This is a genomic window from Psychroflexus salis (genome assembly GCF_014640175.1).
In the GTDB taxonomy this organism is placed as follows: domain Bacteria; phylum Bacteroidota; class Bacteroidia; order Flavobacteriales; family Flavobacteriaceae; genus Psychroflexus; species Psychroflexus salis.
In genome coordinates this window covers 42,361-58,170 of record NZ_BMGL01000005.1, presented here as the reverse complement: position 1 = coordinate 58,170, position 15,810 = coordinate 42,361, and the positions used below count along the sequence as shown (strand labels likewise).

Genomic DNA, 15,810 nt, shown 5'->3' with positions numbered 1-15,810 from the left:
ATTTTATCAGAAAAAAATAAATATTAGTTAATAAAAAATCAATTTGTAAACGCTTTTGTTATTTTTTACTTTAAATTATGTTTTGCACGCATATTGCACCTTTTTGGTAAATCAAAAACAAACACATATGAGAGTATTAGTTATTGGAGCAGGAAATATGGGCTTGACTTATTCAGAAGGCATGGCTACTTCGTCAATGCTTAATCGAAAAAAGTTAATGATTCACGATCTTTCTGCTGAACTAATTGAAATGTTAAGAAAAAAACCAGAATTTGATGTATACGAAAAGCTTGAAGATTGTCTTCCGATGGCAGATGTTGTGTTTTTAGGAGTAAAACCTTATCATGCTGACGCACTAATGGAAAAAATGAAACCGATGGTTAACGATCAACAAATTTTTGTTTCATTAATGGCTGGCGTTACTATTCAACACATTCAAAATGGATTAGAAATTAAAAAAGTAGTCCGAACCATGCCTAATTTGCCAGCAAAAGTGGGTCGTGGTGTTACTTCGTATACAGAATCTAAAGAAATTTCGAGAGTTGAGTTACTTATGATTCGCAATCTTTTAGACACAACAGGAGAGTCTATTCGTGTTAAAAACGAAGAATTTATTAATAAATCAACAGGAATTTCTGGTAGTGGTCCTGCTTATGTCTTTTATTTTATGCAGTCCATGTTAGAAGCTGCAAAAAAAATGGGCTTTTCTGATAATGATTCTAAAGTTTTGGTGAGTACAACTTTCGAAGGAGCAATTAAGTTGTTTAAAGAATCCGATTTAACGCCTACTACTTGGATGGACAGAGTTGCATCTAAAGGCGGAACCACACGTGCAGCCTTAGATTCTATGGATGAAAATAATGTAGAAGAATTAATAAAAGAAGCTGCATTTGCTGCGTTTAACAGAGCGGTAGAATTAGGCGAAGAATAAATATATACTTTTAAATAGTTATGCATAAAAAAAGAATAGTAGTAAAAGTTGGTACTAATGTAATGACCAACTTAAATAATAGAATTGTAGTTCCAATCCTTAAAAATTTAGTTCGACAAATTGCTTATTTGTATGAACGTGATATCATAACCGTATTAGTTTCTTCAGGTTCTGCAATTGCTGGTAAAGAAGTTTTAGGAGCTTGTAGCGCAGAAGATTCGACCACTCGAAGACAAATTTATTCTTCTGTCGGTCAACCAAGAATGATGCGGCATTACTACACCATGTTTCACGATTTCGGTATGCGTTGTGCACAAGTTTTAGCCACAAAAAGAGATTTTGCTCCTGGGAAATATCGAGAAAACATGATTAATTGTTATGAAGGTTTACTACAAGAAGGTATAATTCCTGTAGCCAATGAAGACGACGCTGTTTCTCTGTCTATGTCGATGTTCTCCGATAATGACGAATTAGCAAGTTTGGTAGCTGAGCTAGTGGGAGCAGATATGATGATTATGTTAACCGATATCGATGGATTGTATACCGGGCATCCAGACGATGATAATTCTGAACTTTTACATCAGGTAAATGTTGACGAAAACGTAGAAAAATATGTGCAAGAAAATGAAAAAGCAGAAGGAGAAGGCCGAGGCGGAATGGAGTCTAAATTGAAAATTGCAAAATTAACCGCATCTAAAGGCATTCCAACTTACATAGCCAACGGTAAAGAAGAAGATATTATTATAGACATAGTAAACGGTAAACGAAAAGGAACCGAATTTATTAACGAATAAAATTAAATTTTACATGCAATTATTAAGTACTGAAAAGAAAAATGCAGTTTTAGATTCAATGATGAAAATTATTGAAAATGAAAAAGAACGTATAATTGAAGCCAATCAAAAAGATTTAAATGCTTTTATCCGAGATGACCAAGCACTTTACGACCGTTTGGTAGTAGATGAAGCCAAAGTAACAGGAATGATTCAAGCTATAAAAGAAGTTCGTAATCAAGAAGATCCTGTTGGTAATGAAATTTCGAATATTACCCTAGATTCGGGTTTAAACATTATTAATAAAACTGATCCTTTTGGAACAATTTTAATTATTTACGAATCTAGACCAGATGTAACGATTGAAGCTGCAGTTTTAGCCTTTAAAGCCAATAATAAAATACTACTAAAAGGTGGTAAAGAAGCAAACGAAAGCAATATTAAGCTAGTAGAATGTTGGCATAAAGCTTTAGCTGAAAACGGATTAGATAAAGATTGGATTACACTGATGCAAATGAATCGTCAAGAAACCCAATCCTTTTTAATGAATCCTTCACAAAAATTAGATTTAATCGTGCCCCGTGGTGGAGAACGTTTAATCGATTTTGTGAAGCAATATGCTAAATGTGCAGTCTTAATAAGCGGTCGTGGAAATAACTTTTTATACGTTGCGAAAGATGCAGACTGGAAGAAGTCGGTTGAAGTTATTGTAAATGCAAAAACCGATAAAATTTCAGGTTGTAATGCATTAGACAAAGTTTTAATTGATGAAAACATACCAAACTTTCACGAGAAAGTCCGTGAGCTTGCCAACGTACTACAAAACTCAAAAGTCGAATTATTAACCGATGGGAAAGTTTCTGAAGTATTGAAAAACCAAAACAAAATCGGCGAAGAACAAGTTTGGTACGAAGAATTTTTAGCTATGAAAATAGTTCTAGCTTCAACTTCTTCGCAAGAAGCTGCCATGGAAAAAATCAATACTTACTCTGGCAAGCATTCTAGTTGTATTATGACAGAAGATGCAGAAAAAGCCAAACTGTTCATGGAACAGATTGATAGCGCAGCAGTGTATCATAATGCATCTACGCGTTTTACCGATGGAGGTCAAATGGGAGTTGGAGCAGAGTTAGCCATTTCAACCGATAAGTTACACCATCGTGGCCCCTTAGGCTTAAAGCAATTAGTCACTAATAAGTATTATGTGTTTGGAAACGGACACGTTAGAAAATAATTTTTAATAACTGCTGAGAAAAACTCAGCAGTTTTTTTATCACTTTATACTAAAAATATGTTTGGAGATATGATGGGGATGATGCAAAAAGTAAAGCAAGCCCAACAAAAAGTAGAAGAAACAAAAAAACGTTTGGATTCTGTATTTATAAAACAAGCTTCTGAGGATGAATTGTTGAAAATTGAAATTTCTGCTAACCGAAATATTAAAAAAATTGAAGTTGCAGACGAGCTTTTAAAAGATAAGGAACAATTAGAAGATTATTTAATTGTTCATATAAACAAAGCAATACAGAGAGCTACAGAAATAAACGATGCAGAAATTTCTGCTGTAGCTAAAGAAGGAATGCCAAACATACCAGGACTAACTTAAGTTCAAGAAAATTGAAATAATTCAATGAAGTAGAATTTCACTTTTTTTATATAATTTTAATAAACATAATTAAAATTGAGATTTTGAAAAGAATGAGTGATAATTCTTATATCATTTTAACAATTTCATAATAATTATTAACCGAAAACGTTTTAGTCTATCCCTAAATTAGGTTTTAATGTTCATTTATAATATTTTTGATATATGAATAAAATACAAAAAATTGCTGTTTTAACATCTGGTGGAGATTCTCCAGGTATGAATGCAGCCATTCGCTCTGTTGTAAGGGCAAGTGCATACCACAATTTAAGTTGTTTCGGTGTTTACCGAGGTTATCAAGGTTTAATTGACAATTCGTTTATCGAGCTTAATGCCAGGTCAGTAAAAAACACCATTAACCGAGGGGGAACATTTCTTAAATCTGCTCGTTCTAAAGAATTCATGGATAAAGCTGGAAGAGATAAAGCTTACCAAAATTTATTAGCTAATCATATTGACGCCCTAGTTGTAATTGGTGGAGACGGTACTTTTACAGGTGCCCGCATATTTGGAGAAGAATTTAACTTTCCTGTAGTTGGTATTCCAGGTACAATCGATAACGACATAAACGGAACTGATTTTACAATAGGTTACGATACAGCATTAAACACCGTTGTAGAAGCTATCGATAAAATTAGAGATACTGCATCTTCACACGATCGGTTATTTTTAGTTGAAGTTATGGGGCGAGATGCTGGCGATATTGCACTAAATAGTGGAATTGGAGCTGGTGCTGAAGAAATTCTCATTCCTGAAGAAGATATGGGTACCGAGCGTCTTTTAGATTCTTTAAAACGAAGTAGAAATTCTGGTAAGACTTCTAGTATTATTGTAGTTGCCGAAGGCGACCAAATTGGTAAAAATATTACTAAACTAGCAGATTTTATTCAAGTTAACCTAACTGAATACGAAGTTAAAGTAACAGTTTTAGGCCACATTCAACGTGGTGGCTCGCCGAGTTGTTACGACCGAGTTTTAGCCAGCCGTTTAGGCGTTGGAGCAGTAGATGCATTAATGGAAGGTAAAAGCCATATTATGATCGGTGTTAACCATAAAGAAGTTGTGCAAGTTCCATTCGAAATTGCCATTAACGGAGAGAAGAAAATTGACGAAAAATTAATACGAGTAGCGGACATCATGTCCATTTAATAATTATTAAAATTTAAATTTATGAAAACGAAATTAGGAATTAATGGCTTTGGTCGAATTGGTAGACTTGCCTTTAGAATAGCCATTGAAAACGAACATACAGAAGTTGTTGCTATAAACGATTTACTAGAAGTAGATCACTTGGCTTATTTGTTGAAGTACGATTCAGTTCATGGAAGATTTAACGGAGATGTTGATGTAAAAGATGGAGATTTAGTTGTAAATGGAAATACAATCCGAATTTCAGCAGAGAAAAATCCTTCAGATTTAAAATGGGACGAAGTTGGAGCAGAAGTAATTCTTGACTGTACGGGAATTTTTAAAGAAAAAGATAATGCATCTGCACACTTAAAAGCTGGTGCTAAAAAAGTAGTTATCTCTGCACCGTCTAAGACCGCACCAATGTTTGTAATGGGTGTGAATGAAAAAGATGCTAAACCAGAAGATACTGTAGTTTCAAATGCTTCATGTACAACCAACTGTTTAGCACCGATGACTAAAGTAATAAACGATAATTTCGGTATTATTGAAGGTTTAATGACAACCATTCACGCTGCTACCTCAACTCAATACACCGTTGATTCTCCTTCACCTAAAAATTTCCGCTTAGGTAGAAGCTCAATCAATAATATTATACCAGCAAGTACAGGCGCTGCTGTTGCTGTTGGCAAAGTTTTAAAAGAAGTAGATGGTAAATTAACAGGTATGGCATTTCGTGTTCCAACAGCCAATGTTTCTGTGGTAGATTTAACGGTTAGAACTGAAAAATCTGCTACTTATGATGAAGTTAAAAAAGCAATGAAAGCAGCAGCTGAAGGACCAATGAAAGGGATTTTAGCTTATTATGAAGATGAAGTGGTTTCGCAAGATTTCGTTTCAGAAAAAGCGACTTCAAACTTCGACGCTAACGCAGGTATTGCCTTAAACGATAATTTCTTTAAACTAGTAGCTTGGTACGATAATGAGTATGGTTATTCAAGTAAACTTGTAGATTTGGCAGTTCATATTGCTAAGTTGTAAGTAAATTTTTTACAAAAAGCTTATTTCAATCTAAGGAATAAGCTTTTTTATTTTTAATTTAAAATTATTCTTATGATAATCATTGCTGATGGTGGGTCGACCAAGTGCGACTGGATACTTTTAGACGATAAAGGTGAAGTAGCCTTTAAAACCCGAACGAAAGGTTTAAATCCAGCGGTTTTTAAACCACATGTATTAAAAGAAAGAATTGAAGCTAGTGAAGATCTAAAATCGCACATTCATAAAATTAAACGCGTAGATTTTTATGGAGCTGGCTGTGGTACTCCTACACCTAAGCAAAATTTAAAGTTAATCCTACAAGACTTTTTTGTTGATGCTAAAGTTAATGTTGAAGAAGATATGATGGCTGCTGCATTTGCTGCAACTACAGAACCCGGAATTGTTTGCATCTTAGGAACAGGTTCTAACTCGTGTTTTTTTGATGGCGAACAAGTACATATGGAAGTAGAATCTTTAGGCTATGTCTTAATGGATGAAGCCAGTGGCAATTATTTTGGCAAACGCTTAATTAGAGATTATTACTATAAATTTATGGGAGATGATATGAGTCGAGAGTTTGCTAAACGATATGACTTAAACGCAGATACCATAAAACACAATGTGTATAAAGAAGAAAATCCAAACACTTACTTAGCTTCGTTTGCAGAATTTATTTTTACAGCAGAAGAACGCAATGGTTACTTTTATAAATTAATTTATGAAGGAATGGAGAAATTTATAGAACGCCGTGTAATGTGTTATAAACAAGCTCAAAGTGTTCCTGTACATTTTATCGGATCCATAGCTTTCTTTTCAGAAGATATTATTCGTGATGTTGCTAAACGATACCATCTCGAAATAGGTAATATTATTAGAAGACCCATCGATGGTTTAATTGAACATTACCGAAAAAATGTTCTTCCTAATTCAACTAACGCATAAAAACAAATTAATGGCTTTAGCTTCAATAAACCCTACCAAATTAACAGCTTGGAATAAACTAAAATCGCTATTTGAAAAAGAGAAAAGTAATACCATCTTACATCATTTTAAAAATGAACCCAATCGGGTTGATGATTTTTCAGTTCAATTTGACGAGCTTTTAGTAGATTTTTCAAAACATCGAATTTCTAAAAAAACTTTAGATACTTTAATTGAATTAGCTAAAGAAGCAGGTTTGCAAAAAGCAATTCAAGATTATTTTGAAGGAACACCAATCAACAAAACTGAAGAACGTGCAGTTCTTCATACAGCACTAAGAAATTTCGACAAAAAATCAAATATTAAGATTGATGGTAAGCCAGTTTACACTTCGGTAATGCAAACCTTACAACAAATTGAAAAATTTTCAGATGCTTTACACCATGGTAATTGGAAAGGATATTCAGGTAAGCCTATAACCGATGTTGTAAATATAGGTATTGGTGGTTCAGATTTAGGCCCTAACATGGTGGTAGATGCATTGAAGTATTATCATACGCAAATCAACACTCATTTTGTTTCCAATGTTGATGGCGACCATGTGCTTGAAAGTATAAAACATTTAAATCCTGAAACTACTTTATGCTTAGTTGTTTCTAAATCTTTTACTACACAAGAAACACTTAATAATGCCAATACAATACGAAGTTGGTTCTTAAAACATACTACACAAGATCAAATTCATAAACATTTTGCTGCAGTTTCTGCAAATGTTCATAAAGCCAACGAATTCGGAATTGCTTCAGAAAATATTTTTCCGATGTGGGACTGGGTTGGCGGTCGCTTTTCGTTATGGAGTGCGGCTGGTCTTTCTATAGCCTGTGCTGTTGGGTTCAAAAACTTTAAGGCACTTTTAGAAGGAGCCGAAGCCATGGATGAGCATTTTAAGACTACCGATTTTAGCGAAAACATTCCAACAATTATTGCATTAATTGGTATTTGGTATACTAATTTTTATGAAGCAGAAAGCGAAGCAATTATTCCTTATACGCAATATCTTCAAAAATTAGCTTCTTATTTGCAGCAGGCTAGTATGGAAAGCAACGGAAAAAGCGTAGATCGTTTTGGTAAAAATGTAAACTACCAAACAGGTTCTATAGTTTGGGGAGAGCCTGGAACAAATTCGCAACATGCGTTTTTTCAACTCATGCATCAAGGAACCAAATTAATCCCAGCCGATTTTATAGGATTTAAAAATTCTTTGCATGGAAATGAAAAGCATCACGACTTATTAATGGCTAACTTTTTTGCTCAAACTGAAGCTTTATTAAAAGGAAAATCTATTGAAGAAGTTACTCAGGAACTCAAAGCCCAAGGTAAAACTCAAAATCAAATTTTAGCTTTACTTCCGTTTAAAGTATTTGAAGGAAATAGACCAACTACAACAATTTTAGGTAAAAAATTATCTCCACGTAGTTTAGGAATGTTAATTGCCATGTATGAACATAAAATATTTGTTCAAGGTGTAATTTGGAATATTTACAGTTACGATCAATGGGGTGTAGAACTAGGCAAACAACTTGCCAATGCTATTTTAGACGATTTTAAAACAAAAGATTATAGCAAGCACGATGCATCTACCGCTCGACTTTTAGATATCTACCAAAAAAGTTAAATGTATTTTATAACTTATTAGTTACAAGCTTTCCATAACGAATCTTGTTTTGGAGTAGGTGCAATTATGGAAAGTTTTTCTTTTGTTACAGGATGTGTAAATTCAATTTTCCTAGCATGTAAATGAATGCTAGCATCTGGATTGCTTCTATCGAAACCATATTTTAAATCTCCTTTTATAGGACAACCAATTTTTGACAACTGACTTCGAATTTGGTGATGTCTACCTGTTTGCAGGTTAATTTCGAGTAAGTGATAAGAATTTAAGCTCTTAATTAACTTGTAGTTTAAAATAGCCTTTTTGCTATTAGGAACTTCATTAGTATTGGCGTACGATTTATTTTGTTTCGGTTTCCGTTTTAAGTAGTGTATTAGTTCTGCGGTATTTAATTTAGGCTTATTTTTTACTAAAGCCCAATAGGTTTTTTGTGGATGTTTGTTTGCAAAAGCCTTATTTAATCTGGACAGTGCCTTAGATGTTTTTGCAAACAGAATAACTCCTGTAGTAGGTCGATCTAAACGATGTACAACACCTAAATACACATTTCCAGGTTTTTGATCTCTGTTTTTTATAAACTCTTTTATAATTTCATTTAAGGGTAAATCTCCAGTTTTATCGCCTTGTACTATATCACCAGCACGTTTATTAATAACAAGTAAGTGGTTGTCTTCAAATAAAATCTCAATATTTTTAGAAGTAGTCAGTATTTTTGTTGGCATTTTTGCTCTAAGTTTATGCAAAGGTAAGTGCTTCAACAAGCAAATATAAATTAAGTAAGTTCAAATTAAATACTTCCTGAACTGAAGATTTATTTTTTATTTTTAAATGCCTTGATTTCAGATTTTACAAAGGATTTAAACTCTGGGTCGGGCATAAAATAATGTTCGGTATATTCAACATCATGAATAAGAAAAATAAAATTACCATCCTTTCCCTTCAAACATTTTTTATCAGCAACTTCAGTCATTTTAGGGTGTTGTGCTTGTTCAATAATTTCATTTTGATAAGTTAGTACACGATCCTGTTGTGCGTAAGGGAAAATTCTAGAAATTAAGACTAGTCGGTCTTTAAAAAAATGAAAAAGTATTTTTTGTTTTTCATTTTTTTCAATAAGCTTATACAAATGAATTTCAAAATCGGAACTTTCAGATAGATTAACTCGAGTTATTGGTTTACCAAAACGCTCCTGTATTTCTTTTGATCTAAAGTTGAAATTTACATGATCTGTAAACAGGTTAATAGATTCAGTTTCTACGTATTTTTTTTGGTTTCTGTAAAATTCATCAAACAAACTAAAGTCATGATACTTATAATAGATGGAATTATAATCGTAGCCTTTTTGATCGCTGTTAGTTAGATTTTTGAACCAACGATAAATGCTATTTAACATTTTTGTTGTAATTTAGTTAGCATTACAAATGTAAACTAAAATTTACATCAAAAATCTAATAAATGTTAATCTATTGAATAAATTCTATAAATTCAAAGTATCTAGTTAGTAACTTATTAAGTTTGAATTATACCTAGATTAAAATCTTTTGAAATAGGAGCGTGATTTGCCACTTCAATTCCCATTGAAATCCATTTTCTAGTATCTAATGGATTAATAACCGCATCAGTCCAAATTCGTGCAGCCGCATAATATGGGCTAGTTTGTTCATCATAGCCTTTTTTAATGCGGTCGAAAAGTTCCTTTTCTACTGCTTCGGTAATTTTTTCTCCTTTTGCTTTAAGTCGAGCTGTTTCTATTTGTAGTAAAACTTTTGCAGCCGAATTGCCACTCATTACTGCTAATTCTGCAGAAGGCCATGCTGCAATTAATCTAGGGTCGTATGCTTTACCACACATGGCATAATTCCCTGCTCCGTAGGAATTACCTACAATGATTGTAAATTTGGGAACAACCGAATTACTTACTGCATTTACCATTTTAGCACCATCTTTTATAATACCACCATGTTCGCTTTTACTGCCTACCATAAAACCAGTAACATCCTGTAAAAATACCAATGGAATTTTCTTTTGATTGCAGTTTGAAATAAAGCGCGTTGCTTTATCGGCAGAGTCTGAATAAATAACACCACCAAATTGCATTTCACCTTTTTTAGTTTTTACAATTTTACGTTGATTAGCAACGATACCAACAGCCCAGCCATCAATCCGAGCGTAGCCTGTTACTATAGTTTTACCATAACCAGCTTTGTATTCTTCAAATTCAGATTGGTCTATTAATCGATGAATAATTTCCATCATATCGTATTGGTCGCTGCGTTTAGCTGGTAAAATTCCAAATATCTCTTTTGGGTCTAATTTAGGTTTAGCCGCTTTTTTTCGATTAAAACCAGCCTTTGTAAAGTTGCCAATTTTATCCATGATGTTTCTAATTTTAGTCAAAGCATCTTTATCGTCTTTGGCTTTATAATCAGTTACACCACTAATTTCGCAATGGGTGGTTGCACCACCTAAAGTTTCATTATCAACGCTTTCGCCAATTGCCGCTTTTACTAAATAACTACCAGCTAAAAATATACTTCCTGTTTTTTCAACAATTAAAGCTTCGTCACTCATAATAGGTAAGTAAGCTCCGCCAGCAACACAACTACCCATTACAGCTGCAATTTGAGTAATACCTATGCTACTCATAATCGCATTATTTCTGAAAATTCTACCAAAATGTTCTTTATCTGGAAAGATTTCATCTTGCATAGGTAAGTAAACTCCAGCACTGTCTACTAAATAAATTATAGGGAGCTTGTTTTCTATTGAAATTTCTTGCGCACGCAAATTCTTTTTTCCAGTTATTGGAAACCAAGCACCAGCTTTTACTGTGGCATCGTTGGCAACAACAATAACTTTTTTACCAGAAACATCTCCTATTTTAACTATAACGCCACCACTTGGGCAACCACCGTGTTCTTTATACATTTCATCACCCGCAAAAGCAGCAATTTCGATAGCATTTTTTGGGTCATCCAATAAAAAATCAATTCGCTCTCGGGCTGTCATTTTTCCTTTAGCATGGTGTTTTTCAGTTTTTTTTTCGCCACCACCTAAATAAACTTTCTTTAACCGATGATTTAAATCGGATACTAAAAGTTTATTATGATCTTCATTTTTATTGAATTTAATGTCCATGGGTAAAATTTAAAATTTGATAAAATAGTGCTCGCTAAAATACGAAAGCTTAATGATAATTTATAGATTCGGTAAACTTTTTATGAAATTCGTATTGTAATAGTTTCAGCTTAAAAATTATTTCCAAAATTGATGTTGTAATCTGCTAGCTAAAGACAAATATTATTAGTTTTATTGATAATCAATTTAAATATACTTCAACAAATTTAAGTTGTACTTACTGTAATTGGGCCTAAAACAACAAAGCCAATTTATAAAAATTGGCTTTGTTTGTATGGTATAAAAAAGATTTTTAACGTTCAATTTGTTTTTCTTTCTTTTCTATACGATTTCTTCTCTTTTTTAGTTGTTTTAAGCGTTTTGCTTTTAGCTCATCTTCAAGATTTTCCTTCAATGCAATCCATTTTTCATATTGTTCTGCAGATAAGGTTGCTTTCATTTTATCTGCTGTATCTTGCTTAAGAGAGTTTATATCAGCTCGTGTTTTCATCTGTTCGTTTTTGGCTTTTTCTCTTTTTTTCATTCTTTCTGCCTTCATTTTACGAACTTTTTTTCTCTTTTGCTTTTGTTCAGCTGCCATAGACTTCCCAGCTTTAGCTTGTTCGATAAAAAATAGATTAAGTTCTTTTTTTTGTCGCTGATTCAACTGTAATTCTCGGTCTAATCGTTCAACTCTTTGTTGAGCTAATTGTTCTGGTGTTTGGTTTTTAAACCCATTTCTTTGGCTATAGTTTGAGATGGAATATCCCAAAAAGAAAATTAAAAGTATATACTTCATGATATTATGTTTACTAAAATATTTCAATAAACATGCCAAATCGTTTTATTTTGATTGAAAGGGAGCCTTTATTTGATTTATAAAGTCTTCAGGATAATTTTCATCACCTTCAAAACCAAGGTGAATATCTTTGCCGTTGTGAGGAATGTACGCTGTGTTGAATAAATAATCCCAAATACTTAAGCTAATTCCAAAATTCATTCCATAGGGTTTGTGTTTGGGTAATTCTCTAGCATGATGCCAGATGTGCATTTTTGGATTGTTGAAAATGTATTTCAGCGGACCGTAATTCCAATTTAAATTAGCATGGTTTAAATGCCCAACAAACACAGTAAACATGTGTACAATAAAGAATTCTTGAATACCAAAACCAATCATAGCTATAGGAATGTATTGGGCTGTTTTGTAAAAAATAGTTTCCATAAAATGAAAGCGAAAATGGGCGTTAAAACTCATTTCTTTTACTGAATGATGTACTTTGTGAAATTTCCATAACCATGGAACTTTATGAAGCATTCGGTGCACATTCCATTGTATAAAATCGGCTACAACAAACAAAATAAGAAATTGTAACCAAGTAGGAAGTTGATCGATTTGTATAGCAGCTATATTCTCAATTTCAAATAAACTTAAAAAATCATTGAAGAGCTCAACTCCAATATTGGAGATGGCATTGTATCCAATTAATGAAAACAAGAAAAAATTAAAGAAAATATAAAAGCTATCTAACCAAAAACCTTTTCTAAAAATCTTTTGGTTTTTACGCCAAGGTTGAATAATTTCGAAAATCCAAACCAACCCAGATAGCCCGATTAACCAATAAAAATAATTGGTCCAACACGGATTAGAAATTTCGTTGACTAAATAATTAAAATATCCAGTAAACGATTCTATAAAAATTTCTACATATTTATTCACTTTGCAAATGTAATTAACCAACTCCTTATGAATGTAACCTTAGTTACCAAGTTTAATTCTACAAAGATTAAAGTTTATTTAAATAATTTAGGAAAAAACATTCCTGTTTTTAAAGCGTATTCTTTATAGTCTGGAAACTTTTCTCGAAGCAATTGCTCTTCATATCTTGCTTTACAATAAATAAATAGATTAAAAAATAGTGCAATTGATATTTTATAAGTTGAAGCTTGCGCAATTCCCCAAGCGTAAAATAAAATTAAAATACCAGTGTAAATAGGATGCCTTGCAAATGCAAAAACTCCTTTGGTTTGTAACTGCATTTCCTTTTTAGGTGAAGGAAAAGGAGAAACTAAAGTATTTATACTTAAAACTGCTAGAATGGAAAATAACAATCCCATACCAGCTATTAATTGAAACAATATTTTTGCATCCTTAGAAATCTCCCAGCTTAGTATAGTGAAGTCTTGAAGATAAAGGAGAAAGAATATAAATTGTAAAATTACATAAATCCAATCTTGAATTGATTTTTCTTTCATGAATTTTAATTTTATTGATGGTGGTAAGGTAAATTATTTAAAATACTAAAAGCTCGATAAGTTTGTTCGGTAAAAAACAACCTAACCATTTGATGTGAAAACGTCATTTGCGATAGAGCGATTTTACTTTTTGAAGCCTGGTAAATTGCTTCCGAAAAGCCATAAGGTCCGCCGATGACAAACACTAAATTTTTTAAGCCTTTGTTAAGTTGCTTTTGCATCCATTTAGCATACGCTACAGAATTAAATTCTTTTCCATTTTCGTCTAACAGAACTAAAAAATCGGAAGCCTTCAATTTAGCTAAAATTAATTTTCCTTCTTCTATCTTTTGCTCTTCTTCGCTCAATTTTTTCCTGTTTTTTAAATCAGGAATAACTTCAACTTTAAATTTAATAAAGTGCAAAATTCGTTTTTCATAATCTTGCACCAAGGTTTTCAGTGCCTTGTCGTTTGTTTTTCCAATACAAATTAGGGTAATGGTCATCTTTAAAAATAGCCTTAACTTTGTTAATGACAAAAATAGGGAATACATGATCAGCGAAGCACATTTTCAAAAAGAAATAGACTTAATAATTACCAATGCTTTACGAGAAGATGTTGGAGAAGGAGATCACTCGTCTTTGGCCTGTATTCCTAAAAATGCAAAAGGTGAAGCTAAATTATTAGTAAAAGAAGATTGTGTTATTGCAGGCTTAGAATTTGCCAAACAAGTATTCCAGTTTTTAGATCCTAAATCACAAATAGAATTTAAAGCCAAAGATGGCGATTGGCTTAACCGAGGAGATATTGCTTTTTACATAAAAAGTACGAGTCAAACCATATTAAAAGGTGAACGCTTAGTTTTAAATGCCATGCAACGTATGAGTGCCATAGCTACAAAAACCAATGAATTTACACAGGTGTTAAAAAATACGAAAACTAAAATTTTAGATACCCGTAAAACTACACCAGGTTTTCGTGCCCTAGAAAAATGGGCTGTAAAAATAGGTGGGGGAGTAAACCACAGATTTGCTTTGTACGATATGATTATGTTAAAAGACAATCACATTGATTTTGCAGGTGGAATACATCAGGCAATTGAGAAAACACAATCCTATTTAACTAAAAATAAATTAGACTTAAAAATAATAGTTGAAGCAAGAAACCTTCAAGAAATCCAGCAAATTATTCAACATAAATGCATTCATCGTATTTTAATTGATAATTTTTCTTTTGCAGATACCCAAAAAGCAGTTCAGTTAATTGGAGATGTATGCCAAACCGAATCGAGTGGTGGTATAACCTTATCTACAGCAAAACAATATGCAGATTGTGGAGTAGATTTTATTTCTAGTGGTGCTTTAACACATTCGGTTTATAATGTAGACTTAAGTTTAAAAGCTGTATAAAGAAAAGTTAATGAGCGATCAATTCGACAGAACAATTATTCAAATTCCTGTGGTAAAATATTTTGCCATATGGGGGAAGAAGTTAAAAGTTCCTGGTACCGAAGGCCTATCTTTTTATCGATTGCTAAAAATCTATGTATTTGGAATTATAAAAGGAACATTTTCTACCCGAGCCAGTTCCATAGCATTTAGTTTTTTTATAGCCATTTTTCCGTTTTTACTTTTTGTGTTAAACTTAATTCCTTTTGTTACTTTTATTGAAGATTTTCAGCAGGAGTTGCTTTCGTTTATAGACGAGTTGTTGCCTCCACAAACTTCAGGTTTTTTTAATGAAATATTTTACGATATTGCCAACAATCCAAGAGCTGGTTTACTTTCGTTTGTGTTTATATTGTCTATATTTTTAATGTCTAATGGTGTAAATGCTATTTTAACTAGTTTCGAATTTTCCTATCACACTAAACTAAATCGGTCAATTTTCAGACAATATTTAGTAGCTATGGTTGTAGCTATAATTATTGCTATTTTACTTTTATTTACTGTGATTATTACGATATACCTAACCTATTTAATTGAAGATTTTAAAGATTTAGGTGTATTTATAGACGAAATTTATTGGATTAGAATTGGCAGGTATGCGGTTTTAATAGGAATGCTATACATTGGTTTAAATGTTGTTTACTATTTTGGAACAAGAGAAAGTAGAAAAAGTAAATTTTTCTCTGCAGGGGCATTATTTACAACTATCTTAATTATTGTTACTACGGTTTTATTTTCCATTTATATTGAAAATTTTGCAAGCTATAATAAACTCTATGGCTCAATTGGAGCACTTTTAATTCTGCTATTTTATATCTGGCTTAACTCTAATATTTTATTATTAGGGTTCGAATTGAATGCTTCTATTTATAAATTAAGGAGAATTCCTAAAAACTAACTT

The 15,810-nt window shown here is 32.4% G+C and carries 17 protein-coding genes; 10 read left to right on the top strand and 7 right to left on the bottom strand.

The features are described from left to right. Positions 1–127: 127 nt before the first annotated feature. The 8 genes from proC (at position 128) to pgi (ending at position 8,114) form a co-directional block, all read left to right on the top strand. Positions 128–931 carry a pyrroline-5-carboxylate reductase gene (gene proC / locus IEV63_RS04975; RefSeq protein WP_188405691.1) on the top strand — a complete coding sequence of 268 codons (804 nt, stop codon included), beginning with the start codon at positions 128–130 and terminating at the stop codon, positions 929–931. Positions 932–951: 20 nt separating this feature from the next. Further along, positions 952–1,725, top strand: coding sequence for a glutamate 5-kinase (gene proB, locus IEV63_RS04970; protein ID WP_188405690.1), 774 nt, complete (start codon positions 952–954; stop codon positions 1,723–1,725). 13 nt (positions 1,726–1,738) lie between these two features. After that, positions 1,739–2,938, top strand: a complete 1,200-nt coding sequence (locus IEV63_RS04965; RefSeq protein WP_188405689.1) for a glutamate-5-semialdehyde dehydrogenase — start codon at positions 1,739–1,741, stop codon at positions 2,936–2,938. 57 nt (positions 2,939–2,995) lie between these two features. Continuing rightward, on the top strand, positions 2,996–3,310 hold the full coding sequence (locus IEV63_RS04960; protein WP_188405688.1) for a YbaB/EbfC family nucleoid-associated protein: 315 nt from the start codon (positions 2,996–2,998) through the stop codon (positions 3,308–3,310). A gap of 204 nt (positions 3,311–3,514) precedes the next feature. Beyond that, positions 3,515–4,498: a 6-phosphofructokinase gene (gene pfkA / locus IEV63_RS04955; RefSeq protein WP_188405687.1), complete on the top strand. Its 984-nt coding sequence runs from the start codon at positions 3,515–3,517 to the stop codon at positions 4,496–4,498. A 21-nt stretch (positions 4,499–4,519) separates the two neighbouring features. After that, positions 4,520–5,518 carry a type I glyceraldehyde-3-phosphate dehydrogenase gene (gene gap / locus IEV63_RS04950; protein WP_188405686.1) on the top strand — a complete coding sequence of 333 codons (999 nt, stop codon included), beginning with the start codon at positions 4,520–4,522 and terminating at the stop codon, positions 5,516–5,518. Between the two features lie 72 nt (positions 5,519–5,590). Continuing rightward, a complete protein-coding gene (locus IEV63_RS04945; RefSeq protein ID WP_188405685.1) occupies positions 5,591–6,460 on the top strand; it encodes a BadF/BadG/BcrA/BcrD ATPase family protein in 870 nt (289 codons plus the stop codon). A gap of 10 nt (positions 6,461–6,470) precedes the next feature. Beyond that, complete coding sequence (gene pgi, locus IEV63_RS04940; protein WP_188405684.1) at positions 6,471–8,114, top strand: glucose-6-phosphate isomerase; 1,644 nt, start codon at positions 6,471–6,473, stop codon at positions 8,112–8,114. A 17-nt stretch (positions 8,115–8,131) separates the two neighbouring features. Here the strand turns inward: pgi and IEV63_RS04935 are convergent, their stop codons facing one another. The 7 genes from IEV63_RS04935 to rlmH form a co-directional block, all read right to left on the bottom strand. Further along, entirely contained in the window at positions 8,132–8,833 is a 702-nt protein-coding gene (locus IEV63_RS04935) for an RluA family pseudouridine synthase (RefSeq protein ID WP_188405683.1), read from the bottom strand. A gap of 89 nt (positions 8,834–8,922) precedes the next feature. Further along, on the bottom strand, positions 8,923–9,504 hold the full coding sequence (locus IEV63_RS04930) for a hypothetical protein (RefSeq protein ID WP_188405682.1): 582 nt from the start codon (positions 9,502–9,504) through the stop codon (positions 8,923–8,925). A gap of 116 nt (positions 9,505–9,620) precedes the next feature. Further along, entirely contained in the window at positions 9,621–11,249 is a 1,629-nt protein-coding gene (locus IEV63_RS04925) for an acyl-CoA carboxylase subunit beta (RefSeq protein ID WP_188405681.1), read from the bottom strand. Positions 11,250–11,541: 292 nt separating this feature from the next. Next, the gene (locus IEV63_RS04920) at positions 11,542–12,027 is read right to left on the bottom strand and encodes a DUF4890 domain-containing protein (RefSeq protein ID WP_188405680.1); all 486 of its coding nucleotides are present in this window, start codon (positions 12,025–12,027) and stop codon (positions 11,542–11,544) included. 45 nt (positions 12,028–12,072) lie between these two features. Then, positions 12,073–12,945, bottom strand: a complete 873-nt coding sequence (locus tag IEV63_RS04915) for a sterol desaturase family protein (RefSeq protein ID WP_188405679.1) — start codon at positions 12,943–12,945, stop codon at positions 12,073–12,075. A 74-nt stretch (positions 12,946–13,019) separates the two neighbouring features. Next, complete coding sequence (locus IEV63_RS04910; RefSeq protein WP_188405678.1) at positions 13,020–13,481, bottom strand: methyltransferase family protein; 462 nt, start codon at positions 13,479–13,481, stop codon at positions 13,020–13,022. 11 nt (positions 13,482–13,492) lie between these two features. After that, the gene (gene rlmH / locus IEV63_RS04905) at positions 13,493–13,966 is read right to left on the bottom strand and encodes a 23S rRNA (pseudouridine(1915)-N(3))-methyltransferase RlmH (protein ID WP_188405677.1); all 474 of its coding nucleotides are present in this window, start codon (positions 13,964–13,966) and stop codon (positions 13,493–13,495) included. 46 nt (positions 13,967–14,012) lie between these two features. Between rlmH and nadC the strand changes: the two genes are divergently transcribed. After that, a complete protein-coding gene (nadC, locus tag IEV63_RS04900; RefSeq protein ID WP_188405676.1) occupies positions 14,013–14,870 on the top strand; it encodes a carboxylating nicotinate-nucleotide diphosphorylase in 858 nt (285 codons plus the stop codon). A 10-nt stretch (positions 14,871–14,880) separates the two neighbouring features. Continuing rightward, positions 14,881–15,807: a YihY/virulence factor BrkB family protein gene (locus tag IEV63_RS04895; protein WP_188405675.1), complete on the top strand. Its 927-nt coding sequence runs from the start codon at positions 14,881–14,883 to the stop codon at positions 15,805–15,807. The last annotated feature ends 3 nt before the right edge of the window (positions 15,808–15,810 follow it).